At 44.6% G+C, this 23,896-nt stretch carries 23 protein-coding genes; 8 read left to right on the top strand and 15 right to left on the bottom strand.

Translation table 11 applies throughout. The annotated features are described in order from the left end of the window. Nucleotides 1–82 precede the first annotated feature (82 nt). The 4 genes from QUA13_RS17465 to QUA13_RS17450 all read left to right on the top strand — a co-directional run bounded on the left by QUA13_RS17465 (nucleotide 83) and on the right by QUA13_RS17450 (nucleotide 3,413). Complete coding sequence (locus QUA13_RS17465) at nucleotides 83–973, top strand: methylenetetrahydrofolate reductase (protein ID WP_333200451.1); 891 nt, start codon at nucleotides 83–85, stop codon at nucleotides 971–973. Between the two features lie 113 nt (nucleotides 974–1,086). Continuing rightward, the gene (locus tag QUA13_RS17460; protein ID WP_246277014.1) at nucleotides 1,087–1,281 is read left to right on the top strand and encodes a hypothetical protein; all 195 of its coding nucleotides are present in this window, start codon (nucleotides 1,087–1,089) and stop codon (nucleotides 1,279–1,281) included. Continuing rightward, the gene (locus QUA13_RS17455; RefSeq protein ID WP_333200449.1) at nucleotides 1,281–1,685 is read left to right on the top strand and encodes a Uma2 family endonuclease; all 405 of its coding nucleotides are present in this window, start codon (nucleotides 1,281–1,283) and stop codon (nucleotides 1,683–1,685) included. Before QUA13_RS17460 ends, QUA13_RS17455 begins: the two co-directional genes overlap by 1 nt. A gap of 63 nt (nucleotides 1,686–1,748) precedes the next feature. Beyond that, nucleotides 1,749–3,413, top strand: a complete 1,665-nt coding sequence (locus tag QUA13_RS17450) for a mucoidy inhibitor MuiA family protein (protein ID WP_333200447.1) — start codon at nucleotides 1,749–1,751, stop codon at nucleotides 3,411–3,413. Nucleotides 3,414–3,719: 306 nt separating this feature from the next. Here the strand turns inward: QUA13_RS17450 and QUA13_RS17445 are convergent, their stop codons facing one another. The 13 genes from QUA13_RS17445 to ebsA all read right to left on the bottom strand — a co-directional run bounded on the left by QUA13_RS17445 (nucleotide 3,720) and on the right by ebsA (nucleotide 15,924). Further along, complete coding sequence (locus QUA13_RS17445) at nucleotides 3,720–5,090, bottom strand: diguanylate cyclase domain-containing protein (RefSeq protein WP_333200445.1); 1,371 nt, start codon at nucleotides 5,088–5,090, stop codon at nucleotides 3,720–3,722. 59 nt (nucleotides 5,091–5,149) lie between these two features. Beyond that, entirely contained in the window at nucleotides 5,150–6,847 is a 1,698-nt protein-coding gene (locus QUA13_RS17440; RefSeq protein WP_333200443.1) for a response regulator, read from the bottom strand. Further along, entirely contained in the window at nucleotides 6,837–9,299 is a 2,463-nt protein-coding gene (locus QUA13_RS17435; protein ID WP_333200440.1) for an ATP-binding protein, read from the bottom strand. Before QUA13_RS17435 ends, QUA13_RS17440 begins: the two co-directional genes overlap by 11 nt. Nucleotides 9,300–9,337: 38 nt before the next feature. Further along, nucleotides 9,338–9,490 carry a hypothetical protein gene (locus QUA13_RS17430; RefSeq protein WP_333200438.1) on the bottom strand — a complete coding sequence of 51 codons (153 nt, stop codon included), beginning with the start codon at nucleotides 9,488–9,490 and terminating at the stop codon, nucleotides 9,338–9,340. Nucleotides 9,491–9,635: 145 nt separating this feature from the next. Further along, the gene (locus tag QUA13_RS17425) at nucleotides 9,636–9,908 is read right to left on the bottom strand and encodes a hypothetical protein (protein WP_333200436.1); all 273 of its coding nucleotides are present in this window, start codon (nucleotides 9,906–9,908) and stop codon (nucleotides 9,636–9,638) included. Between the two features lie 463 nt (nucleotides 9,909–10,371). Beyond that, on the bottom strand, nucleotides 10,372–11,046 hold the full coding sequence (locus QUA13_RS17420; RefSeq protein ID WP_333200434.1) for a hypothetical protein: 675 nt from the start codon (nucleotides 11,044–11,046) through the stop codon (nucleotides 10,372–10,374). Between the two features lie 179 nt (nucleotides 11,047–11,225). Further along, nucleotides 11,226–11,348, bottom strand: a complete 123-nt coding sequence (locus QUA13_RS17415; RefSeq protein ID WP_333200432.1) for a hypothetical protein — start codon at nucleotides 11,346–11,348, stop codon at nucleotides 11,226–11,228. Between the two features lie 4 nt (nucleotides 11,349–11,352). Further along, entirely contained in the window at nucleotides 11,353–11,844 is a 492-nt protein-coding gene (locus QUA13_RS17410) for a YajQ family cyclic di-GMP-binding protein (protein ID WP_172192240.1), read from the bottom strand. A gap of 123 nt (nucleotides 11,845–11,967) precedes the next feature. Then, nucleotides 11,968–12,384, bottom strand: a complete 417-nt coding sequence (locus tag QUA13_RS17405; RefSeq protein WP_333200483.1) for an MAPEG family protein — start codon at nucleotides 12,382–12,384, stop codon at nucleotides 11,968–11,970. 15 nt (nucleotides 12,385–12,399) lie between these two features. Continuing rightward, nucleotides 12,400–12,903 (bottom strand): hypothetical protein, encoded by a 504-nt coding sequence (locus tag QUA13_RS17400; RefSeq protein WP_039887610.1) that lies wholly within the window; start codon nucleotides 12,901–12,903, stop codon nucleotides 12,400–12,402. A 292-nt stretch (nucleotides 12,904–13,195) separates the two neighbouring features. Beyond that, nucleotides 13,196–14,293 carry a phosphotransacetylase family protein gene (locus QUA13_RS17395; protein WP_333200430.1) on the bottom strand — a complete coding sequence of 366 codons (1,098 nt, stop codon included), beginning with the start codon at nucleotides 14,291–14,293 and terminating at the stop codon, nucleotides 13,196–13,198. Nucleotides 14,294–14,783: 490 nt separating this feature from the next. Next, complete coding sequence (locus QUA13_RS17390) at nucleotides 14,784–15,122, bottom strand: hypothetical protein (protein WP_333200428.1); 339 nt, start codon at nucleotides 15,120–15,122, stop codon at nucleotides 14,784–14,786. A 427-nt stretch (nucleotides 15,123–15,549) separates the two neighbouring features. Beyond that, the gene (gene ebsA / locus QUA13_RS17385) at nucleotides 15,550–15,924 is read right to left on the bottom strand and encodes a type IV pilus biogenesis protein EbsA (protein WP_172192244.1); all 375 of its coding nucleotides are present in this window, start codon (nucleotides 15,922–15,924) and stop codon (nucleotides 15,550–15,552) included. Nucleotides 15,925–16,169: 245 nt separating this feature from the next. Here ebsA and QUA13_RS17380 point away from each other — a divergent pair, with 245 nt between their 5' ends. From QUA13_RS17380 to QUA13_RS17370, 3 genes are all read left to right on the top strand, one after another. Continuing rightward, entirely contained in the window at nucleotides 16,170–17,687 is a 1,518-nt protein-coding gene (locus QUA13_RS17380) for a glycosyltransferase family 2 protein (RefSeq protein WP_333200425.1), read from the top strand. Between the two features lie 337 nt (nucleotides 17,688–18,024). Beyond that, a complete protein-coding gene (locus QUA13_RS17375) occupies nucleotides 18,025–19,254 on the top strand; it encodes a succinate--CoA ligase subunit beta (RefSeq protein ID WP_333200423.1) in 1,230 nt (409 codons plus the stop codon). Between the two features lie 83 nt (nucleotides 19,255–19,337). Continuing rightward, entirely contained in the window at nucleotides 19,338–20,234 is an 897-nt protein-coding gene (locus QUA13_RS17370; protein WP_333200421.1) for a CoA-binding protein, read from the top strand. A 125-nt stretch (nucleotides 20,235–20,359) separates the two neighbouring features. On the opposite strand, the gene QUA13_RS17365 is transcribed toward QUA13_RS17370, so the two are convergent. Next, complete coding sequence (locus QUA13_RS17365) at nucleotides 20,360–21,067, bottom strand: alpha/beta hydrolase (RefSeq protein WP_333200419.1); 708 nt, start codon at nucleotides 21,065–21,067, stop codon at nucleotides 20,360–20,362. A 244-nt stretch (nucleotides 21,068–21,311) separates the two neighbouring features. Between QUA13_RS17365 and hpsL the strand changes: the two genes are divergently transcribed. Continuing rightward, nucleotides 21,312–22,976 carry a hormogonium polysaccharide biosynthesis protein HpsL gene (gene hpsL, locus QUA13_RS17360; protein ID WP_333200481.1) on the top strand — a complete coding sequence of 555 codons (1,665 nt, stop codon included), beginning with the start codon at nucleotides 21,312–21,314 and terminating at the stop codon, nucleotides 22,974–22,976. A 232-nt stretch (nucleotides 22,977–23,208) separates the two neighbouring features. Here the strand turns inward: hpsL and QUA13_RS17355 are convergent. After that, a partial coding sequence (locus QUA13_RS17355; protein WP_333200417.1) for a hypothetical protein occupies nucleotides 23,209–23,896 on the bottom strand: 688 nt, incomplete at its 5' end.

The raw sequence follows: 23,896 nt of genomic DNA, 5'->3' as shown, positions 1-23,896 counted from the left end.
AACTGCCAACTGCCCACTAACAACTGCCAACTGTCAACTCTCAACTCTCAAATAACAAATAACCAATAACAGACAAATAATCATGAACCGTTTGCGCACAGCCTGCACCACCCCCGGAGAATTTATAATTACTGCCGAAGTTGCCCCGCCAAAAGGCGGCGACATAACTCACACAATTCAAATGGCTGAACGCCTCAAAAACAGAGTTCATGCAATTAATGTCACAGACGGGAGTCGCGCAGTGTTGCGAATGTGCCCCCTAGCAGTTTCGGCGATTTTAGTGCAGCACGGAATTGAGCCAATTTGTCAAGTTGCTTGTCGCGATCGCAATCTAATTGGCTTGCAAGCGGATCTCATGGGAGCCCACGCTTTAGGCATTCGCAATGTATTAGCACTTACAGGCGATCCCGTAAAAGCGGGCGACCATCCTAAAGCAAAAAGTGTATTCGATTTGGAATCAGTTCGGCTGTTGCAAGTTATTCAAAAAATGAACGGCGGCCAAGACTGGAATGACAAACCTTTAACAGACGGAGTTACCGATTTATTTGTCGGTGCTGCCGTCGATCCGCAATGCCCCAGTTTGTCTGGTTTGCAAAGTCGATTTGAGAAAAAATTAGAAGCAGGAGCGCAATTTTTTCAAAGTCAATTAATTACAGACTTTGAACTTTTAGATAAGTTTATGCACAATATTGCTGCTGGCTGCAACAAACCCATTTTAGCAGGAATCTTTCTATTTAAATCAGCTAAAAATGCTGAATTTATTAAAAAATACGTGCCGGGAGTTCATATTCCGCAAGAGACGATCGACCGTTTGGCTAAAGCTCCAGAACCATTGCAGGAAGGCATAAAAATTGCTGCCGAACAAGTCAAGCTAGCGCGGCAGATTTGTCAAGGAGTTCACATGATGGCCGTCAAACGAGAAGATTTAATTCCTCAAATTTTGGATTTGGCAGGAATCGATCCAGTGAGCTAAAATTAACCGTAGGGGCGGGTTTTACCAATTATCAATTCCTAAAACTAAGGATTTCGTAAACTCGTAAACCCGCCCACTCCCGCGCTACCATTTTGAACATCAATAAAACAATCATGCTTCAAACTGCAGACAATCCAACCACTTCTCCCGCAGTCGAACAACGTTTCACTTGGCGCGGTTTTACATGGCATCGATTCAAGACCATTCAAGCTGGTTTTGAAGACGTGCCGAATGTACGCTTATTTTATTGCGATGGAGTTTTAGAAATTGTGGTACTGGAAGGTTGCATGAAGCAATTATGTGTTTGATGGGCTTGCTAAAGGGACAGTATTTTCTGCAAAGAAGAATTGTATTTTTTCCTAGCGGTACTTATAGTCGGATTGTCGAAGATCGAGTCGAGTATCAGACAGATTTGTCTTATTGTTCCGGAACTATTAAAAATGTTCCAGATTTATGTATTGAGATTGTTATCACTAGCGCTAGTCCGATTAAGCTTCAGAAATACCGACTGATGGGAGTCCCGGAAGTCTGGTTTTGGGAAGATGGCACTCTAGAGCTTTACTATCTGCGAGATGAAGGTTACGATCGCATTGCTAGCAGTGAAATACTGCCGGAGTTAGACTTGTCTTTGCTTCAACGCTGCATTTTGTTTGCTTCGCCTTTGGATGCGCTTGAGGAGTTTTCTAGAGGAATGGGCGATCGGGAAAATTGATCGATAAACTACTTTGAACAATGCTCGATCGACTAAACGGTTATTAAATAGGAGCAACTGGCAATGACTGACTCAGAAATCCTTAATTCTGATACCATCAAAACACTAGATACCAGCATATCAGAAGTTACTGTTTACACCGATCGCGCGCTGGTGACGCGCCGCGGCACCGTGGCTTTGACGGGAAACGAGCGAGAATTGGCGATCGCCTCTCTCCCCGCAACCCTCGACACAGAGTCAGTCAGGGCTACGGGTGCGGGTACAGTTGCTGTGCGACTTTTGGGAGTGCGAAGCGAAACAGTGTTTAGCAGTGAACCAGTGGGCGATCGCACGGCCGAATTAACCCAACAAATCCAAGAGTTAGAAACTCAAAAACGGGCAATTAACGACAAAATAACCGCCAGAAAAATTCAGCTCAAATTTGTTGAAGGTTTGAGCGAAAAAAGCGTCGGTTTCTTTTCCAGCAGCATTGCCAAACAGCAGGTAGGTTTAAACGAAACAGGCGAATTGCTCAACTTTTTAGGAACCCATTACCTAAAATACGTAAGCGCGATCGCTCATCACGAAAGACAACAGCACGAATTAGACAAGCAAATAGAAGCTTTGCAGCAACAGTTGTGGCAAGTACACACTCCCCATTCCCAGCAAAGTTTTAACATCATTGTCGCCATAGAAGCCAGCGGCAGCGGCAATTTTGAACTAGAAGTTTCCTATGTAGTAATGCGAGCCCGTTGGACTCCTCTTTACGACTTGCGAGTAAACACTACTAACAACCAAATTAATCTCAATTACCTAGCCGAAGTCAATCAAAATACAGGCGAAGATTGGACCGGAGTAGCGGTGACTTTATCTACAGCAAAACCCGGAATGGGAACTTTGCCACCAAAACTACAACCCTGGTTTATCGATATTGTTCACCCAAAATCTGCTAGATCCCGACAAATTTTGATGAAACACACCCGACCGACTGCGGAACCAGAAATGGAAAGAGACTATATGGAATTAGAGATGGAAAGCGAGGCACAATTTGCAATGATGGCTGGGGACGGTGCTGCTGCCGCACCCGAATCCATAGCGGCTCAAACCGCGACAGCACAAGTATCTAAAGAAGGCGGCACCGTCTCATTTCAAGTAGGGGGAAATACTAATATTCCCAGCGACGGTACACCGCACAAAGTGACTATTTTCAGCGAAAATTATCCGTTTAAACCTGAATATATAGCCGTCCCGCGATTAGTCAGTTTTGCCTATTTGCAAGCAGTTGTTGTGAATCCGCTGACAGGCGCAACTCTGCTTCCCGGTAAAGCAAATATCTTTCGCGACAACACTTTTGTCGGTACTGTGCAGTTAGAAAATGTTTCCCCCGGGCAAGAATATAAAGTTAATTTAGGAATAGATGAACGGTTAAAAATAGAGCGGGAATTAGTTGAAAGACAAGTAGATAAAAAACTGATCGGCCAGCAGCGGCGCATGAGTTACGCTTATCGTTTAAATGTGACAAACTTGCATCAGGTGCAGGTACACCTGACACTAAAAGAGCAATTGCCAGTAAGCCGCAATGAACAAATTAAAGTGCGATCGACTCTCACTAATCCGAAGATAGTAGCCGGTGAAATGGGACTGCTAGAATGGATAATGTCTCTGCCCCCGCAAGCAAAGCAAGAGTTATATTATCAGTTTGTTGTCGAACATCCTCCAGATTTAGCAGTCACGGGTTTAGATATTTAATTAGGATTTACACTCTCAATCTGTAACGCCAGCTACAGCTTATACTAATTATGAAAAATATTGCTACATATCAATTAGAGACGAGCATCTGTAGGGAAACGGTATTGCCGTGTCCGGCGGGGGTTTGTGCAAATTAAAGATAATTTGTATAAAATTGGTAATTGCAGCAAGACTATTTCCAATTGGTATTACTTATCAAAAATTTGACGATCTGACTATCAACAAAAAACCAGGATGAATTACAACTGGCGAAAAGTCTTGTCTAACGGTATAATTCTCCCTTCCTCAAAAAAACGCCCCGATTTTTCAACAATTTGTACTCCAGCGATCGCGCCCCTGTTGTTTAGCATCGTACAAAGCTTTGTCTGCATAGGCTACCAGTGTATCTGGTTGAACTTCCAAGGTGGGTATGAGTGAGGCAATACCCAAACTGACTGTGACGATCTCCTTCACGTCAGACTCTGCATGGGGAATCGCCAGATCGTGAATTCCTTGCTGAATGTTTTGTGCCACTTTAATCCCTCCTTTTAAATCCGTATTCGCCAGAAGTACCACAAATTCTTCTCCACCGTAACGCGCTGCTAAATCGGTGGGACGACGGACTACTTTTTGTAATGTTTGCCCTATTCTAATTAAGCAATCATCCCCAGCCAGATGACCGTAGTAGTCGTTATAGGATTTGAATTTATCAACGTCAAATAAAATTAGAGACAGTGGCTGCTTTTCTGGCGCTAGGCGTTGCCATTCACTTTGAAGGCGATTGTTGAAACAGCGACGGTTAGCCACCTGAGTCAAACCATCTAGATTTGCCAGTTCGTTTAATTTTTGATTGGCATCTTGGAGAGCCAATTCTATTTGTTTGCGGGCGGTAATATCACGGATAGTAACGGAAAAACCATCTCCTAGCTTGACTGCTGCGAAGTGCAACCAGCAAGATTTTTCTGATTCATAGTAAAAATCCTGTTCTAAAGATTCCCCCGTCTCGACAATATTAACGAAGCAATTAAATAGTTTTGGATCAATATTAGTCAACAACTTTTTTAGTACCAATTTGCCAATTATCTCTTCACGACTGCTTTTAAAAGCTCTAGCAATCACGGGGTTGACGACTAAACACCGAAAATCCTCAATCTCCCCTGTTTCGGTGTTATGAACAGCCTGCATTGCCGCAATACCATCAAGGGAACTATTCAAAACACTAGCCAGTAAAGCCCTCGATTGATAAAGTACCTCTTCTGCTTCCCGGCGCTTAATGTTTTCTTGTTCCAGAAGCTGTTGCTGCCGTTGAATGGTTAACTGATTTTCCAGACGCGCCACTACTTCTTCGATTTGAAATGGTTTAGTGATGTAGTCTATAGCCCCAGACTCAAAGGCGGTTACTTTGTCGAAGAGATCATCTAAAGCACTAATGAAAATTACTGGAATGTGGCTAAAATTTGCATCCGCTTTGAGAGTTCTACAGACTTGATAACCATCCATTTCCGGCATCTTAACATCTAAAAGAATCACATCTGGTCGCTTTACCTTCACCGTTTTCAGTGCCATCCGCCCACTGGTAACGCTGCGAACAGTGTAGCCGAGTTTGAGGAGCGCCTCGCTTAGTAATTGTAGATTTTCTAGAAGATCGTCTACAATTAAAATATTACCTTTATTTTCAACTTGACAATCATTATTCATATCTTTCTCAATTTTAGTTAGTTAGTTGTAAGTGCTTATTCAGCATCCTCAATTCACAATTATTTGGCAATGGGAATTTCAACGACAAATTCGGCTCCTTTTCCGAAATTCGAGTTACAATATAAATTGCCACCATGTTGCTCTACCACAATTTTGTGACAGATAAACAGTCCTAGTCCCGTACCTTTTCCCACGGGTTTAGTAGTAAAAAATGGATCGAATAATTGTGATTGTAATTCCTCAGAAACTCCTACACCATTATCGGATATTTTAATTAATATTTGATTTTTGTTCACAAACATAGTTTTAATTTTTATTTGTCCTTGAGCGCCGATACATAGGGTGTAAATAGAATCAATAGCATTATCCAGAAGATTCATAAATACCTGATTTAGTTGACCAGAATAACACTGAATTCTGGGCAATTGAGCATAATCTTTAATCACGATAATTTCTGGATGTTCTGCTGTGCCTTTCAGGCGATTTTGGAGGAGCATCAGCGTACTGTCGATACCTTGATGAATATCCACTCGTTTGTATTCAGCCTCATCGTGATGGGAGAAATTCCGCAAGGACAAAACTATTCGCTGAATGCGATCGGTTCCTAGCTGCATAGAATTCAGAAGTTTGAGCAAGTCTTCTTGCATAAAATCTAGGTTAATAGCCTCAATTTCTACTTTAATTTGTATCGGGGGATCGGGAAAGTGTTGTTGATATAGTTTTACCAAATACAATAAATCTTTGAAATATTCAGTAGCAGGAATCAGATTGGCGTGAATAAAATTCACCGGATTGTTAATTTCATGGGCTACCCCTGCAACCAGATTCCCAATAGAAGACATTTTCTCACTCTGGATGAGTTGGGCTTGGGTGCGCTTTAGTTCGCGCAGAGTAAGTTCTAAATTTTTAGCTTGTTGTTGTAATTCAAATTCGGCTTGTTTGCGGGCGGTGATATCACGGATAGTAACGGAGAAACCATCTCCTAGCTTGACTGCTGCGAAGTGCAACCAGCAAGATTTTTCTGATTCATAGTAAAAATCCTGTTCTAAAGATTTTCCCGTCTCGACAATATTAACGAAGCAATTAAATAGTTTTGGATCGATATTAGTCAACAACTTTTTTAGTACCAATTTGCCAATCATCTCTTCACGACTGCTTTTAAAAGCTCTAGCAATCACGGGGTTGACGACTAAACACCGAAAATCCTCAATCTCGCCTGTTTCGGTGTTACGAACAGCCTGCATTGCTGCAATACCATCAAGGGAACTATTCAAAACACTAGCCAGTAAAGCCCTCGATTGATAAAGTACCTCTTCTGCTTCCCGGCGCTTAATGTTTTCTTGTTCCAGAAGCTGTTGCTGCCGTTGAATGGTTAACTGATTTTCCAGACGCGCCACTACTTCTTCGATTTGAAATGGTTTGGTGATGTAGTCTATAGCCCCTGAATTAAAAGCGGTTACTTTGTCGAAGACATCATCTAAAGCACTAATGAAAATTACTGGAATGTGGCTAAAATCTGCATCCGCTTTGAGAGTTCTACAGACTTGATAACCATCCATTTCCGGCATCTTAACATCTAAAAGAATCACATCTGGTCGCTTTACCTTCACCGTTTTCAGTGCCATCCGCCCACTGGTAACGCTGCGAACAGTGTAGCCGAGTTTGAGGAGCGCCTCGCTTAGTAATTGTAGATTTTCTAGAAGATCGTCTACAATTAAAATATTACCTTTATTTTCGATTTGAGAATTAAGATTCATTGCCACTCCGGGGTTCTACTAAATCAAGAATCTGCTCAAACTTAAATTGACTGGCAAGTTTTGTAAGGGATTTTATCAAACGAGTTTCTGTTTGGGGAATTTCTCCTACGACTTGTAACACGAGGTTAGTATTTGCCTCAAGTGCAGCTTCGTATAATTGAGTAATCCATTCTTGAGTCATACAGGTTAAATCTTCCGATGTCAAGGGACGTGTTTCTGTATCATCCAAGACAGGAGATATTGTTTCTGCATAGATATATTTGACTCCCAAATGCTTAGCTAGTGCGTCAAAAATGGTGTGTTCAACGAAGGGTTTGCGAACAAAGTCATCACATCCAGCCGAAAGCACGATCGCCTTTTCTTCTTCCAACACACTCGCCGTTAATGCGATTACAGCCGTAGCATTGCCTTTGGTGGTAGATTTGATGTATTTTGTCGCTTCGTAGCCATCCATAACTGGCATCCTCATATCCATCCAGATTAGGTGGGGTTCCCATTCATCCCAAATGGCGATCGCCTCTTGTCCGTTACTAGCTTCTTTCACCTCAAATCCCAAGGGAGTCAACAACTTAATTAGTAATTGTCGATTAATAGATTTATCATCGACTGTGAGAATTTTGTAGCTAAGTTGACCGGGCATCAGTCCCAGAACTATTGGATATTCTCCTGTACTCTCGATGTTTGTTTTTTGACCCAACTTGGTCTGAATATACAATTGGAAACTTGTACCTTTTCCTAATTCGCTTTCTACAGAAATATCCCCACCCATCAATTGCACAAATTTCCGGCTAATTGCTAAACCTAAACCCGTTCCTTCCTGCAGATCTTTTCCAGCTTGAGCTTGACTAAAGGCATCAAATAGTTTTGGCAGTTCTGCTGCTGCAATACCCACCCCAGTATCGCGAATACGGAAATGCAAATTAAAAACATCTGTGGTTTCTTGTTCTCCCAGAAAGACATTCAAAGTGATTTGACCCTGGGAAGTAAATTTGATGGCATTGCTGAGTAAATTAATTAAAACCTGACGCAGTTTTACTTGATCGGTACAGATATAGCGCGGCACATTTTCTGTTCGCTGGAATACCAAATTCACTCCGGCATTATTAGCCCGCAGATGCAACATATCTTCTAAATCATTCAGCAAGATATGTAGGTCAAAGTCTGTAAGATTAAGCGTGGTTTTACCTGCTTCGATTTTTGATAAATCGAGTACATTATTAATTAGCGTTAACAGATAATCACCGCTGCGATAGATAATTCCGGCATTCTCGTATTGTTCAGGGGGCATATTTGTGGCGCGTACCATCAATTGCGAAAAGCCGAGAATAGCATTGAGGGGCGATCGCAATTCGTGGCTCATATTGGCAATAAATGTACTTTTGGCTTGATTAGCGGTTTCTGCTTTCACTGCCAACTCTCGGGAAATCTTCTCACTTTCCTGCAAAGCCATAGTACGCTGAATCACTCTTTCTTCTAATTCCGCATTAGCTTGTTGTAATTTCAAAGCCGCTTGACGATTTTCCGAAACAATCGCAGATGTCACCATCGTCGTAAGGGAAAGTACCCCCACAAATAAAAGTAGTAACAAAAGGGAATTACTAGCCAAGGCCGCCTTATAAAAAACACTAATTTTATAAGCCGTAGTGATAAAAGCCATACTACAAATGGCGGTGACTAAAATAGTAGTAACTTTCTGACTAAAACGAAAAACAGACCATAATAGAGGGGGTAAAAGTAAATATTCTACAGGTTGACTCTCAAATAAAGCAAATTTAATGACTATTCCCAAAAGAATAGCAATAATCATAAATTCTCCACTAAGCCAAGACTGCGGGGCATAAAACTTCTGTTTTTTTAAACAACAAATTAACAAGAAAGGGGTCAAAAGTAAGATACCTATACTATCACCAATCCACCAACCAGTGAAAGTTTTTATAAAGTCAGACAAAGGGACAAATTTTTGATAAGTGAATGAACAAGTCCCGATAAAAGCGTTGGGTAAACTAACTCCCAAAAAACTAACGGCGATAAAAATTACTACATGACTGACTTCATTAAAAGGAAATTTTGTGCGAGTTAACCGTCTAATCACAAATACTGCCAATAAATTCCAAATCGTTACACTAATACTATTGAAAATAGCACTCCATAATAAGCTTGGGGATATCGGCCACATGATTAAGGTCGCAATCAATTGACCCATAAAGATACCTAACCAACGAGAATAACCCCACTCCAATAAAGTGGCGAACATCCATCCTGTTCCGGGCCAAACAGGTGAAAGATATGGTGGAATAATCGTAATACTGGATATTTTATGATTATTCGTGAGCAGCCAACAAATCAAAGGATAAACAATGGAAATAATCAGAACTTGAAGCCACCAGTGGGGATTTTTTATTTCTAATCCGAGACCATTTAAAAGGTTAAAAAACTGTTTTTTTGCGATCATTTTTTAGTATCAACTTGCTTTACAAAAACTGTCAAATCTCAATTATGAACCATTAAAGGTTCAATTAAATCAAGAATTTGCTCAAATTGAAATTCACGTGCTAATTCAGTCAGGCTTTTGATTAAAAATAGTTCAGTTTCAGGAATTTCCTGCATTACTTTCATCACATTTTGTGTGTTAGCTTCTAACACAGCTTTAGATAAGCTTATCATCCATTCATGGGGCCTTAACTAGGTCGGCGCTGTAAAACAAAACGCAACTATGTAAACGATCGTCAAGTATCAAAATCCCAAGAAAGCAGCACTAGGAGACCCTGTTTACATAAAGTTACATAGTTCAGTTTAATCCCGCCGACCTACTTACTTTAAATGTTTCTGATGTTGCTTCTGCTTTCGTTAGATTATCACCATTATGGGATTGCATTGCCTCATAAATATATTTTCCCCCTAAATGTTTAGTTAATGTTGCAAAAATTATATGTTCTTTACAACCTGCTGAAAGAGGAATCGCTCTTTCTTCTTCCACAACACTCGTCGTTAAAGCAATTAAAGCTGTAGCATTGGCTTTGGTGATATATTTGACATATTTTGTGGCTTCGCCGCCATCCATCACAGACATCCTGATGTCCATCCCATCTTTCGGCAGCTAAATAGATCCAGTTAAAACAACGTAAAATATAGTCGTGGATGCAGAAACCGGGTTTTCCATCAGCAGTCAGCGCCGCAGGATTTACGTCGGTTAAGTGTGACCAACTTGCAGCAAGTGCCGATAAAATTGAGACTAAAAGAGTCATTCGATTTTATATTTTAGATTTTGGATTTTGGATTTACCCCACGGACAAATTCGGGGCTTGAGGATTTTAGATTTGAGATTTTGGATTGATTCCACGGATAAATCCGGGGGCTTGTATCATCAAGAAATTCTTGTCATGAGTTTAGATATTTAATATCAATTTCGATCGGATATTGCTACACAATTAAATTTTCTACCAATTATTGAAATTCGCCGAGCCGGATCGGGAAAGGGCAATACCGTTTCCTTACAGACGATCGCGTAAAATATATGTGTGGCACTACCTTTCAGAGTTGGTATTAGTTAATGAGCAAGCAGCTAATTTTTTCTCAGTACGCAACTGCTGAAAGACTAAATCTGCGATTGATTCATAGGCTGGGGCTGTCGAGTGTACGCCATCCCGAAAATAACTTTCTACCGTGGTTTTCGGCAATTTTGACCAGGCTGCGTGAGTGTCTGTGACTGGAATTTTCAAAGCTTTTAGCCGATCGACAAGCTCAGATTTAAACCTTGGCTGATTCGGTATCGGCAGTAAATCGGAGCGATCGCAAGTATACAACACAAACAACGGAATATTCCGCTCTCGAACCAAAGCCACTATTTGCGATCGCTGCATATTTTCCCTAAACCGTTGCGCTTCGGCCACCGGCACATTAGCCACAGGGGAATTCGGCACAAAAACACTGGAAAATCGGAGCATAACGTATCTGTCAAACTCTTCTTGCATTGCCAATAACGGTTGGCGATTCGGCATCAGGGGGTTATTTTTCAACCCCGCGCTGCTAGTTGGATGTTGTTGCAAATCGTGACTACCAATTTGCAATATCACAGCATCGCTTTCAAAAGTGCCAAACTTGCAAATATATCCCAATTGATTGCCAATTTCCCAAAAGCCCGCAGAAGCATTTAGCACCTGAACCTGCTTTTTGATGCCCAACAAACGCGGTGCGAACAATTCTGTAAAGTTTCTATCCGATCCGCCGTATTATTCCCATTGAGCACCGAATCTCCTGTCATCAAAATTCTCATAGTAGCTTCAGGCTTGGCTGAATCGATTTGTTCAGACCGTTGAGAAAACTGATTGTACTGAAGTCTATTGCCAAACCGATATACAAGTTGATTTGGTGCAAATATCTAGTCAGCATCAGCATCAGCTTGCAACAAAGCAAAATTTCCGAATTCCAGCAAGCGCAACGCAATTTCTATCGCACTCAAAGAGGCGATCGCACAACTGGGAATCCCATACTTAGCTTTCAAAAATTTACCTGTAATTTGTAAACTGCAAAGCCACCGGATAATCTTCTTGCTTCAAGCGTTGAATCACCAACTGCAAATCATCTTTATCCTTGGCAGAAACGCGCACTGCATCACCTTGAATCGATCCTTGAATCTTTTTAAACTCATCTCGAATTAATTTAGTGATTTTTTTGGCAATTTCCTGGTCAATCCCTTTTTTGAGTTTGATTTCTTGGCGCACCCGACTGCCACTAGCCGGTTCAGCTTTGCCGTAATCAAAAATTTTCAAAGATAAATTCCGCTTGGCGGCTTTAGTTTGCAAAACAGTGTGAATCGCGTCGAGAGTAAATTCGCTGTCCGTATTGACAGTAATGGATTCAGCGCCCAATTCCACGGTTGTTTTGGTATCTTTCAAGTCGTATCGGCTTTGAATTTCCCGCACTGTTTGGTCAACAGCATTAACTAACTCTTGCCGATCGAAATCGCTGACAATATCAAATGAATAACTAGCAGCCATAAATTAGTAATTGGTAATGGGTAATTGGTAGTTGGTAATGGGTAATTGGTAGTTGGTAATTAGTCATTAATTAAGTGTCTCTTAACTAATGACTAATGACTAATTACCAGTGACTAATAACAATTAGCCATTAACAGCCATTAAACTGAAATAGAATAAAGTAGCTGTGCAAGAAGAACTAATCGCAAACATGAGCGATCGCCCCAGCGGCACATTCAGAATATAGAAAACCGAAAACAACAACCGGGCGATCGTAAAAGCGATCGCAGCCCAGCCCGCCGCCTCTGAATCTACCCCCGTCACAAAAGCCATCAAAGCCGCCGCTGAAAACAGCATAAACGTCTCAAACGAATTTTGGTGAGCCCAAGTTGCCCGCTGAGCGTAAGCAGGCAACTTCTCAAACATAGCGCGAGGGGCTGCTTGGTCGTAGCCTAGCTGCAAGCGGGCGAACGCAACCACCAAAAACGGTGCGTAAACCAGCGCAGCAGCAGCAGCAATACAATCAAGCAGAATAACAGGCACAGGCAATCCCAACAGCATCATCCGCCTCGCAGTTCAATCAAAATAGAACAGAGTAACCACTTTGCGCTGTTCCTCCGCATCCTGGCAAGTTTTCAGCAAAGTGTGGCTTTCGTGAAAAGCAAAACAGATCAGTTGCTGACACCGAGAAATAATCTCCTGATTGCACATGGCGCTTGCTTCCGGGAGAGACAAACTGTCATTTTTGGGATTTTCTACCAAATGTATCACTTGTTCGAGTTGGTCGCGAGACTCCCGGGGCTGGCGGCTCATGCTTTGCGGCAAAATCACCGTCAGCAGATTAGGATCTGCTCGCATTGCCCCCCGAATTGCGGCTGAATTGGTGCCTGTAGCGCCAGAAGTGATGAGCTGATTGCCTCCCAGAACTATGGCGTAGCTCAGCATCTCAATTAGCTGCTGGTGGGTAATAGGAACGTGGCGAGAACCCAAAAGAGCAATCCGCTTGGAGCTGGTTTGCTGGATCGCCGCAAGTTCTTGTAAAAAATCATCTACTCTGGGTAGCTCAATTGATTGACTCAAAGAATTTATTAAATTAAATAAAACTACGTTGTGGATTTTAGCAGACTCACTAGCCATTGCCGCCAAAAAGAAGTTAAGAATTGCTGATTGACGAGATTTGACGAGAAGATGGGGAGATTTGAGGAAGCCAGAAGGCAGAATGTCTGAAGGCATTCGGCAGCCGGAGCTCAAAGTAGAATTCAAGAAAAATTGAGAATTTAAGAATTTTGGCTTTTTATTTATTTAAACAAAAAATTCTCTCTGCCGAATGCCTACTGCCGAATACCTTCTTGCCTGAGATCCGGCAGCCTTATTAATGGACTCGATCGCCCAGGCTCAAAGATGCCATCAGACGCTCCAGGTCAAAATGTTCTGCCATTAGCTGAGTAACGCATTCCACCTTGATCGGTTCGTGCAGTCGCACGCTGCCAAAGGTGCTGTCGATAATTTCTACCGTGGTTAAAGTATCCAAATCAACAGACAAAACTGGAATTTCCATTTCTTCTGCCCTGCCGATCACTAGGGGAGAAGGAGGCAAGTGGCCTGTCAAAATTAAGCACTGAGTCGAGCTTTCCAGAGCCGCTAACTGAATGTCCGTGCGATCGCCCCCCGTCACCACCGCCATATTTCTCGCTTTGCGGAAATACTTAAGAGCAGAGCTAACATTCATCGCGCCAATTGTCAAGGTTTCCACCATCAAGTCCAAACGGTCTCGACGGCAGAGCACGTCAGCTTTCAATTGGTGTACCAATTCTTTGACACTGACACTTCGCAGCAAAGCGCTTCTCGGCAGCATTCCCAAAACAGGAATGCCCTGTGCCTCCAGAAAAGGCCGCACAGTCGCCGTTACCGCTTCGAGTTTGTCCGAGGGAACGTCGTTGAGTACCACGCCAGCCAAGCGCGAACCCAAACGCCCCTTAGCCGACAGCAAATCGTCTATATACAGATCGATCGGGCGGGCTACCAAGAGCACAGAGGCATCAACTGCCTCAGCGACTTGAGCTAAAGACAAGTCAAACAGACTGCCTTCCTCCAAATTAGCTGGGCCTTCTAACAGCACCAAATCTCCACTGGGAGCTTGCAAATATTGCGCTAAAGACTGGCGGTAATCTGTCTCGTCTTCTCCCCGCAAACGCTTGTGAACCGTCTCTTCGTCCAAATACAGCAGTGTGGACGGCATCTGACTTTCTGAGAGCTTCAGCGTCTCTACCGCGAACCGCACGTCTTCGTCCTCGATCCCAGCTCCCTCGGAGCTGAAACTGGTTCCCAGAGGTTTGCCGTAGGCGACGCCCAGTCCTTTTGCCCGGAGTCCGAGTGCCATCCCCAGGGCGATCGCGGACTTGCCGCTGTAAGCTTTTGTGGAACCGATCAGCAAATATTTAGTCAATTTGGGTACGCCTTCACTCCTCAATTTGCACCTGTCTATTTCAAGAATTTTAGTTTATTCAACAGTATTTCTGCACTGCGACTCAATTTGGCAATGCTATTATACTCGATTTTGTCGCTTTTGCGCAGAATGTTTTTTTGATTGAAACTTTTATTCACCTGTTGATACCCCTTCTCTTGGGATTTTTTTACCTATTTTTTTTGTAAAAATCGCTTTTATCAGATTGTTTTAGCAGTGTTTGATAACTCTATGAGAGATAATAATACCCTTGTCAAATGTTTATTCTATGACAGTATTCAGCAAACTTAATTGCGTTTTTTAAACAGTGAGTACGAGCCGTATCAAAGAAAAGCAGCACGGTATAAGTGGGAATTTTTATCCCTACAAAAGCCTTTACCGGGGAATTGAGGGCTGTTTTATATCTATAAAATACAAGTATTCGGTAGGGAGAGAGCATAGCCTGTGTCCTAGTCAGTTTTGCATACAATTGAAAAGGGATATTTATTATTAGTTATTAATTATTAGTGCGATCGCCCTCGTTCAAACTGATATCTTGCACTGCAAGCGATAAGCTGTTTAGGAGCGGGCTTCTAGCTTCTAAACACATAAATTGTCGGGTGCGGTGGGCTGGCATTTCGGTAGCAGTCCAAAGGCTGATTGCGATCCCAGCCCGATCGCAGTTCAAGGGCTGTAGATTGAGTTTCCTTGGGCGGATATACAGCGCTTTCCTCTCAGCTACCGAGCCGCAAAATTTGAACGAAATCAGATTGCGCGATCGCACTTGCTTGCACAAATAATGAATGTCCGAAATAGGCTCTTGAGCTTGTTCGACAACAAATACAGCAGTTTTCAATTGGATGAAATACAGGTAGGGACTCAGACAAAGCCTGAGTCCCTACGCGAAATCTGTATCGCGCTCAACGGAAAACTGCTGTAGATTTGCTGCAAGCGGTGGGGATAAGTGTTCGCGCCCAAAGGGATTCTTGAAAATAATGTCAAGAACTCAGTTACTATTGGGCTTCTCAAATAGGACTGGCGCACCAATCATGTAATGTCCCGGTGGCATTACACTATTGGTACGCCAGTTATGGCGCCCGTCAATCGATTTTAGATTTTAGATTTTAGATTTTAGATTGAAGAAAGCGACCCCACTGATAAATCCAGGGGCTGGCGATCGGGATTCGGAGCTTTTTTCTCGATCCACGAATCAATCCGGGGGCCCCGGATTAAATTGCTTGATTGTCAATTGCGAACTTTCGGCAGGGCGGCTGCGGTGAAAGTTATTCATCCATGCGCATCAGCTTGCGGTAAAACGTTTTAGAAAAATCGACGGTACGAGTCCGCTGAAAAGTCAGGAGTACCTCAATTAAGCAACTGACAAACTCAGAGCTTTGCATAGTCACTTCGTAGCTGAGTTCAGCATTGCCGTCAAACAACACCCGACAGCGGGTTAAGTCGATCGGCAGCGACGAGATATTCCAACTAGCGACAAACGGCACATCGTCGCCGCCGTCAATTTTTCTTGCCCCCTCCAAGCTTTTGAGCTTGTAGAGGCCAATAGCGTGCGGTAAAAACTTGCGCCTGGGCTCTTGACAGAAAGGCGCGTAGACTTTCACTTCTTTGTCGTCGGCTGGCTTGAGTTGAGGAATAGACATATTTCCACCTCAGACAATTATTACTAACAGATAGTTGAGATCCCCAGAAAAAACTAGCAGATATTCCTGGTCGATCGCAAGTAAAAGTCATCCCAAATAATCTCTGCAATGCCCGTTTACACGGGAGGACAAGCAGCCAGGCCGCTGCTTGTCCTCCCGTGTGCTTTCGACAAAAGACCAGAAACTGGTACAGTAAATACTTATCTCTAAAATCAAAAACTATTGGTGGTTGAATCAAGTAACCTATGCAGCAGAGTTCTTGGCCAGAAAACGACGCTCGCAGCGAGCTTAACTTGGACATCTCTGATTTAGCTCAAGAAGAGCTCAAGAGTTTGACCTCGAACTCGAAGCTCGGCAAAGTATTTGCGATACCAGACATTGGCGACAGGGTGTTTGACGCGGAAACAAAAGCAAAGCTCCCGGTTGCGGTGTCTGTGCCGGGAACTCCCTCTTTTCCTCAAAATCTGTACCGGGGACGCCGGGGAAAAGCCGCTGCGGTGCTGACTGCGATTTGGGGCGGCACGATCGCCCTGCACTTGATTTCTTGGGGTGCGTGGTTAGTGTGGGGGTTGACAGGACTGCTGTGGATGCACGCATTTCGAGTTTTGTTTGCTTCGCCCAAGCCCGCACTGCCGCCTCTTGCCGATGAAAGTCGAGAGGATTGGCCCTACGTGTCGCTGCTGGTGGCGGCGAAAAATGAGGAAGCGGTGATTGCCAGATTCGTAGAATCAATCTGCAATGTAGACTATCCGATCGACCGCTACGAAGTTTGGGCGATCGACGATCACAGCAGCGACGGCACGCCGCTAGTATTGGAACAGCTCACCAAAAAGTACCCCCAGCTCAAAGTATTTCGCAGAGGAGCAAATGCCAGCGGCGGCAAGTCGGGAGCCCTGAATCAAGTGTTGCCGCTGACTCGCGGAGAATTTGTGGGGATATTTGACGCCGACGCGACAGTAACGCCGGATTTGCTGCGCCGCGTGCTGCCGGTGTTCGATCGAGAACAGGTAGGGGCTGTGCAAGTCAGAAAAGCCATCGCCAATGCTGCGGTAAATTTGTGGACTCGCGGCCAAGAAGCAGAAATGGCTCTCGACAGTTTTTTCCAACAGCAGCGGATTGCGATCGGCGGCATTGGAGAATTGCGCGGTAACGGCCAATTCATGCGTCGCAACGCCTTGGAACGCTGCGGCGGCTGGAACGAGGAAACGATTACCGACGACCTGGATTTGACGGTGAGGCTGCACCTAGACCAATGGGACATTGAATTTCTCGCTTTCCCAGCCGTGTCAGAAGAAGGAGTCACTAACGCTCGCGCTCTGTGGCATCAGCGCAATCGCTGGGCAGAAGGCGGCTATCAGCGTTATCTTGACTACTGGCGGCTAATTGTGCGCAACCGCATGGGAACTCGGAAAACTTGGGATTTATTTGGATTTTGGGTATCTCAATATTTCTTGCCCACAGTAGCGCTACCCGACTTTTTGATGTCAATTGTGCTGCGCCGGATGCCCATCGCCAGTCCCCTAACTGTGATGACCCTTACTTTGTCGGTGGTGGGAATGTTTGTCGGTTTGCGCCGCACTCGCAAAGAGACCAAATTTGAGGTAAGGCGAGTTTTTGTCACCTTGCTGCAAACGCTGCGGGGTACTGTGTATATGTTCCACTGGCTGTTGGTAGGGACTGTGACGGCTCGGATTGCGGTGCGGCCCAAGCGGCTCAAATGGGTTAAAACCGTCCATCAAGGCGCTGCTAGTAGCATCAAGTAAACAATTAGCAGAAATATCTCGGCACAGTATTGCCCAAAGTCCGAAGATTTTCGGAGACAAAAAAACACCAAAACTCGCCAAATATGTCCCCACCAGAGCCTAAGAGTAAAATTTGGCAATTCCGAGAAAAAAACACTTTGAAACAGCTTAGGTAATAGGTAATCGGCGAGCGGTAATAGCGAATAAGTAATGGGCAATACAAAAGTCGAAAATTAAAAGATAAAAGCGAAACTTTTTAACTTTTAACTTGACAAAAAACCAATTACTATCTATTAATTATGAATTGCCAATTAGGACGAATTGCTTGTTGCCAACTACCCGTCACCCGTAATTGATAATGGATTTGTTAGAGTACCAAGCTAAATCTTTATTTCGCCAGATGGCAATTCCAATTTTGCCGTCGCAGCGGATTGACAATCCCGCCGACCTCAAAGGACTAAAAATTCCCTACCCCGTTGTACTCAAATCGCAAGTGCGGGCTGGGGGACGGGGCAGGGCGGGCGGTATCAAGTTTGTGGAAAATACGATCGATGCAGTAGCTGCCGCCCAAACAATTTTTAATTTGCCGATCGAGAATGAATATCCCCAAGTCCTGTTGGCAGAAGCAAAGTACAACGCCGACCAAGAATTGTACTTAGCGGTACTCCTAGACCCCGTAGCGCGACGCCCGGTTCTTCTGGGTTCGAGACAAGGAGGCATGGATGTCGAAGGGTCGATCGAGCAAATGCAGCAAGTTGCTGTAGACCAGGAATTTTCCCCATTCTACGCGAGGCGTCTCACGCTGAAAATGGGATTGCAGGGAGGCTTGATTCAATCCGTGAGCACCATTGTCGAGAAAATGTACCGGCTGTTTGTCGAAAAAGATTTAGATTTAGTAGAAATCAATCCTCTCGGCATCAGTCCGACGGGAGAGGTAATGGCTTTAGACGGTAAAGTCACTGCCAACAACGAGGCCTTGGGGCGACATCCAGATTTGGCAGCACTCTCGGAGAATAGGCTCTTGGGCGGGCTGGCACGGGAAAGGAGAAGTCCCCATGTCCCTGGCGATCGCCTTAATTCCAACTCGAAGGTTCAGCAATCGCCGGAGTTTGACCCCAAATCTCAATCCCCAATCTCGAATTCCGAATCCCTGCAATTAATCGAACTAGACGGGAATATCGGGATTTTATGCAACGGAGTGGGCCTGACAATGGCAACTCTGGATGCTGTAACCCACCAAGGAGGAAAACCAGCTAATTTTGTGAATATGGGTTCCCTAGAGCGCTACGATGCAGCAAATGCCCTGCGCGATCGCGCAGATTTGGGTCTGGAGTTAGTCGCTCAGGATAAAAGCGTTAAGGTGATACTTGTAAATATTTTGGGCAGCGCCTCCAAGAGCGAGGAAATAATCGCCGCAGTAGCCGGCTATTTGGAACGGAAAGCTCGCGCTAACCGCCACATCCAGGTTGTGCTGCGGCTGGTAGAGATCGATGCTGATGCTGTTAAAAAGCGTTTGGGACAGTTGCCGGTGCAGCTAGCTAGCACTTTGGATGAGGCCGCAGCCGCTTCTGTATCCTCCGTCAAGTAGCGGCAGTCGATCGGCAAAAAACGAGATTTCTCTACAGATGAAGGCCTTCTGCTTTTTACAGATCGAGTGTCAAGTGGGAAAAAATGAATTTAACTCCTGAAAGCAAAGTCCTTGTACAGGGCATTACAGAATCTCCCGCGTCAACCCGCGCCGCCCTGATGATGAAAGCATACGGCACAAATGTAGTCGCCGGTGTCAGTCCCGGTCGGGGTGGGCTGGAAATGGAGGGAATTCCAATTTTTGATTTGGTAGAACAAGCAGTGGCGGCAGTGGGTCACGTTGACACTGCGGTAATTTTTGTAGACGCTTACTCGGTGCTGGATGCGGCTCTAGAAGCGATCGCGGGAGGAATTCGGCAAATCGCGATCGTCACAGGGGGAGTGCCTCCTCTGGATATGGTGCGCTTAGTCAGAAAAGCAGAGGCTACTGAAACTTTGGTAATCGGGCCTAACGGTCCGGGAATAATTGTGCCCGACAAACTGCTGCTGGGAACTCACCCCAAGGAATTTTACACTCCCGGCTCGGTGGGGGTGATCAGCCGCAGCAGCACTTTGACTTACGAAGTTGCCCTAGAACTGACTGAGGCTGGGTTGGGACAGTCGATGGCGGTTTGTATTGGTTGCGACGCGATTGTCGGTTCTTCTTTTATGCAGTGGCTGCAAATTTTGGACGAAGACGACAGTACGGAAGCGATGGTTTTGGTGGGGGAAGTTGACGGGTGGAGCGAACAAGCTGCTGCTTCTTACATCGCCTCGGCGATCGACAAACCCGTGGTTGCTTATCTGGCGGGCCGCTACGCTCCCAAAGGGCCGTCTTTGGGCCATGCCGGCATCCTGATCAGTTCTCGCGCTGCTGCCCAGAAAGCCTTTGGAGTTACGGCCCCAAACAAAATGGCGGCTTTTGAAGAGGCGGGCATACCTGTGGCGGCTCGGCCTTCGGAGGTTCCGAAGTTGCTCAAAAAATTGCTCAAGAAAAATTGATTGCTTCGGGAGTCCTAACCCTCTTGGCGGTTAGGATAGGGGTAGGGCGGGTTTTGTCTCAAAATTGTCTGCAGAATGCCACAAATGCGGGCTAAACCCGCCCCTAAGACACATTTATGATTTTTTTACCAAAGCCCTCTCACCGGCGTCACAGGCTGCGGTGCTGGTGCTGGCAAGGGGGCGGCGCGGCGCGGCGCTGGAGGCGGAGTTGTTGGCTGCACGCTGCGTCGAGGTTCGATCGGACTTTCGGTGCGAGTTGTTTCAGTTGTGCGACTTGTCGATCGCATCACATCTTGAAGCAGGCTTTGCATATTTCCGGCTAAACTCTGAACTTTCCCAACAGCGGCGCTAATGCTGGCAACATCTACGTAAACCTCGGTCAGAGGATACTTTTTCAGGATTTCCAGCAGCGAAACCTTACCGTCGTCCCCGGCCGCCAGCATCATCGCCGCCCGCAGAGCTTTGCCGCTTTCTGTGCGGCGCTGAGTCCGAATTGCTTGACCGATTTCGTCAGTAATTTTCTCTCCCGGGGTGCTGTAAACTACCCTGGCCAGATTAGCAGGCTTTAAACCGATTTCTAGACCCATGAACCCGCGCAATACTTGCGCGTCCATTTTGGAAAACCGGATAATTTGTTGGAGGGTTGGGGTCGTCGTGCCATCTTTAGCAAAGTCTTCTAAGTCAGTGATATTGATGGTTTGTCTGATCGGGCCAAATGTAAGGACAATTTTTTCGGCCGCTAATGCTGTACTGCTGCTAGATAATATGCTCGCGCTTGCTCCTAAAAGAAGGGCAAAGCCGATCGATACAAATTTTGTTAATTTCATATTCATTTTTACCGCTCGATTAAAATTATTTTTTCGAGATTTGTACATTATAGATCCAGCAGTTATATTCTACAAGGTCGCCTGTCTAATTTTTGCCCGCGTCACACCCACAATCTCGACCGAGACTTTTTCTCGTTCTTGACTTTAAGAATAAGTAACCACATCTGCAACAATATTTTTGCTTCTATTCATTCTGCCTTCTACCTTCTACATCTGAGTGCCTTCTACATCTGAGTGCCTTCTAGAAGTTATGTTGAAAACCAAACGTAAAGCCAAGAAATCCAAACACAAGCATAGCGAAAAAACAACAGCGCTAAGCAAAAAAGAAGTAGCAGCACAAAAACGCAAAACTTCACAAAAGCGCAATGAATTGGTGCAGGCGATCGCCATAAGCTGCTTAGTCAGCCTTGCTGTCAGCATCCCCCTGTTGTTCGTAGCCCGCCCTAAGATTGCTATTTCAGGAGGCGCAGCCGCAGCCATCTTGCTGCTTTCCTACAAATACCCCCGTCAAGCTTTATGGGCTTTTCTAATTTACCTGCCTTTCAGCGGTACAATTACTTACGCAATTGGCGGCGGGAATGCTGCATTTCAAGTAGCCAAAGATGCTTTCTACATACCAGCTCTCATCGCCCTAATTCAAAGCTGCAAAAAGAAACAGTTGCCCCTGTTCATTCCCAAACAAATGCTTTCTACCTTCAGTATCCTGTTGATGATGGCAATGCTGACTTTAATTTTTGTCAACGGGGAAATGCAGCTCAACCCTATGAAGGGCGAAAAACCCATTCTCCAAGGAATTCTCGGCTTAAAAGTATTGATAGGTTACATACCGCTGATTGCTTGCACCTATTATCTGCTCCGCACTAAGAAGGATTTGGTATTTTTTAGTCGAATGCACCTAATTTTGGCGATCGTTTGCTGCCTTCTCGGTTTGATTCAGTACCTGTTGCTGCAAAGTGGAAGATGCGCGGGTACCCGAGGAATGACCGGAGAAGAATTATATAAAGCAACACTGCAAGCTAGATGTTTTGTCGGCGGTTCTTTGGTGTTCAGTCCAGAAGTTAAGTTTATCCGCTTACCGGGAACTTTTGTAGCGCCTTGGCAGTGGGCGTGGTTTTTAATTTCTAATGCTTTTCTAACCTTTGCCTCTGCCTTTTGCGACCCTTCATTCTGGTGGCGAGTTATCGGTTTATTTGGCATGGCATTAGTATTTGCCAATGCAGTTATTTCCGGTCAAAGAGCTGCTTTAGTTATGGTTCCAGTTGCCACGGCAATCCTGCTAGTTCTCACCGGTCAATTAGTTAATTTAAAACGATTTATTCCCATCGGTGCAGGACTGGCGATTCTGCTGTTTGTCGGTGCAGCAATTAACCCGGGAATTATCGAGCAGCGGTGGGAGAGTTTTGTTAGCCGCTGGAATGCTGCACCGCCCCAGCAGTTTCTTTTTAATCAGTTCGAGCAGAGCAACAATTTTATCATTGACAGACCTTTCGGTAGAGGTGTGGGACGAGCGACTAATTCAACGCGGATATTTGGCAACCCGCAACTAATTGAAACTTTCCAACCTAAGTTGATGTACGAACTAGGTTATCCCGGAATGATTGCTTTTCAACTCATGGTTTTACACTTAGCTTTTCTAGGTTTTAGAGCTTACCGTTCTGTGAAAGACAAAAGTTTGCGGAGTTACGGAGCTAGTTTTTGGGTGTTTGTGGGATTTATTACGATCAATCCTCAATACTATCCACTGGATGTAGATCCAGTGTCCGTGTATTATTGGGTTTTAGCTGGGGCGATTTTAAAGTTGCCCAAAATTGACAAACAGGTGCAGGATGAAAAACATGAGGAACTTGAGTCAAATGAGTTGCAAGTTAACCAGCAATTAAAGGAGAAAAAAATTATTGCATCTTCCCCAATTTGACAGTCTTGGATGCAGAATATTAAATCCGGTGGCATGGGAATTAATATTACCCACAGTCAGGACACGGCAGTGCCGTTTCCCTACAATTAATTAATCAGGCGATAGTTACATCTCTCGCGATCGCGGGCGGGTCTTCGCCCGTGCTACGATTTTTTTCGGGTAGGGAAACGGCATTGCCGTGTCCTCCTCCGTTGCTTTTTGTATCCACGACTGTATTAATTAACCCGTAACTTTACTGCGGTTGCCAAACCGGATTGCTAGCATTCAAATCCTGGTCATTTGTTAATTTAGTTAATACCGAACCGTCCCGATTAATTACATACAAGTTGCTTTTGTCTCCTTGGATTTCATTATATATAAAAGCAATTTGCTGGCTGTCAGTAGACCAAGCTAATTCTGAAATTCCCGACGGTTTTAGCCGGGTAGCTAGTTGATTTAGCTGGTTCCCGTCAGCATTAATTGTGTATAGTTTTTGATTGTTGAAGTCTCCGGCGACGAAGGCAATAAGTTTGCCATCCGGCGACCATGAAAGTTCGTCGTAGTTTCTGGGTTTTTGGGTGAGGTTCTTGGCTGTCCCCCGCTTAATGTCGAGCAGGTAGATATCTTGCTGTTCGCCTGATGAATCGCCAGGTTTATTGTAATAGTAAGCAATGCGGCTGCTGTCGGGCGACCAAAATAGTTTGACGTTGTAAACCTCATGTTGCGGGTTTTTTGTCAAATTTTTGAGGTTTGTTCCCTCGGCATTAATTGTGTAAATTTGCTGTTTCGGATAAGCGCCGAATAGGAAAGCAATTTTTGTGCGATCGGGCGACCAAACAAGTTGACTGCCGCCGGAGATATATTGTAACCGTTCAGGGGGGGTAGGAGAGTGAACGCAAAAAATGGTGTTCAAAATCTGGTAAATTAAATGACATGGAACA

It is taken from the genome of Microcoleus sp. S28C3, from assembly GCF_036700785.1.
Lineage (GTDB): Bacteria > Cyanobacteriota > Cyanobacteriia > Cyanobacteriales > Microcoleaceae > Microcoleus > Microcoleus asticus.
Note: the sequence above shows the minus strand (reverse complement) of the source record. Positions and strands in the feature narration are given on the sequence as shown.

Coding starts and splice junctions, on each gene's coding strand:
- QUA13_RS17465 (WP_333200451.1), top strand. CDS start 83: ATGAACCGTTTGCGCACAGCCTGCACCACCCCCGGAGAATTTATAATT.
- QUA13_RS17460 (WP_246277014.1), top strand. CDS start 1,087: ATGCTTCAAACTGCAGACAATCCAACCACTTCTCCCGCAGTCGAACAA.
- QUA13_RS17455 (WP_333200449.1), top strand. CDS start 1,281: ATGGGCTTGCTAAAGGGACAGTATTTTCTGCAAAGAAGAATTGTATTT.
- QUA13_RS17450 (WP_333200447.1), top strand. CDS start 1,749: ATGACTGACTCAGAAATCCTTAATTCTGATACCATCAAAACACTAGAT.
- QUA13_RS17445 (WP_333200445.1), bottom strand. CDS start 5,090: ATGAATAATGATTGTCAAGTTGAAAATAAAGGTAATATTTTAATTGTA.
- QUA13_RS17440 (WP_333200443.1), bottom strand. CDS start 6,847: ATGAATCTTAATTCTCAAATCGAAAATAAAGGTAATATTTTAATTGTA.
- QUA13_RS17435 (WP_333200440.1), bottom strand. CDS start 9,299: ATGATCGCAAAAAAACAGTTTTTTAACCTTTTAAATGGTCTCGGATTA.
- QUA13_RS17425 (WP_333200436.1), bottom strand. CDS start 9,908: ATGGATGGCGGCGAAGCCACAAAATATGTCAAATATATCACCAAAGCC.
- QUA13_RS17410 (WP_172192240.1), bottom strand. CDS start 11,844: ATGGCTGCTAGTTATTCATTTGATATTGTCAGCGATTTCGATCGGCAA.
- QUA13_RS17405 (WP_333200483.1), bottom strand. CDS start 12,384: ATGCTGTTGGGATTGCCTGTGCCTGTTATTCTGCTTGATTGTATTGCT.
- ebsA (WP_172192244.1), bottom strand. CDS start 15,924: ATGTCTATTCCTCAACTCAAGCCAGCCGACGACAAAGAAGTGAAAGTC.
- QUA13_RS17380 (WP_333200425.1), top strand. CDS start 16,170: ATGCAGCAGAGTTCTTGGCCAGAAAACGACGCTCGCAGCGAGCTTAAC.
- QUA13_RS17375 (WP_333200423.1), top strand. CDS start 18,025: ATGGATTTGTTAGAGTACCAAGCTAAATCTTTATTTCGCCAGATGGCA.
- QUA13_RS17370 (WP_333200421.1), top strand. CDS start 19,338: ATGAATTTAACTCCTGAAAGCAAAGTCCTTGTACAGGGCATTACAGAA.
- QUA13_RS17365 (WP_333200419.1), bottom strand. CDS start 21,067: ATGAATATGAAATTAACAAAATTTGTATCGATCGGCTTTGCCCTTCTT.
- hpsL (WP_333200481.1), top strand. CDS start 21,312: ATGTTGAAAACCAAACGTAAAGCCAAGAAATCCAAACACAAGCATAGC.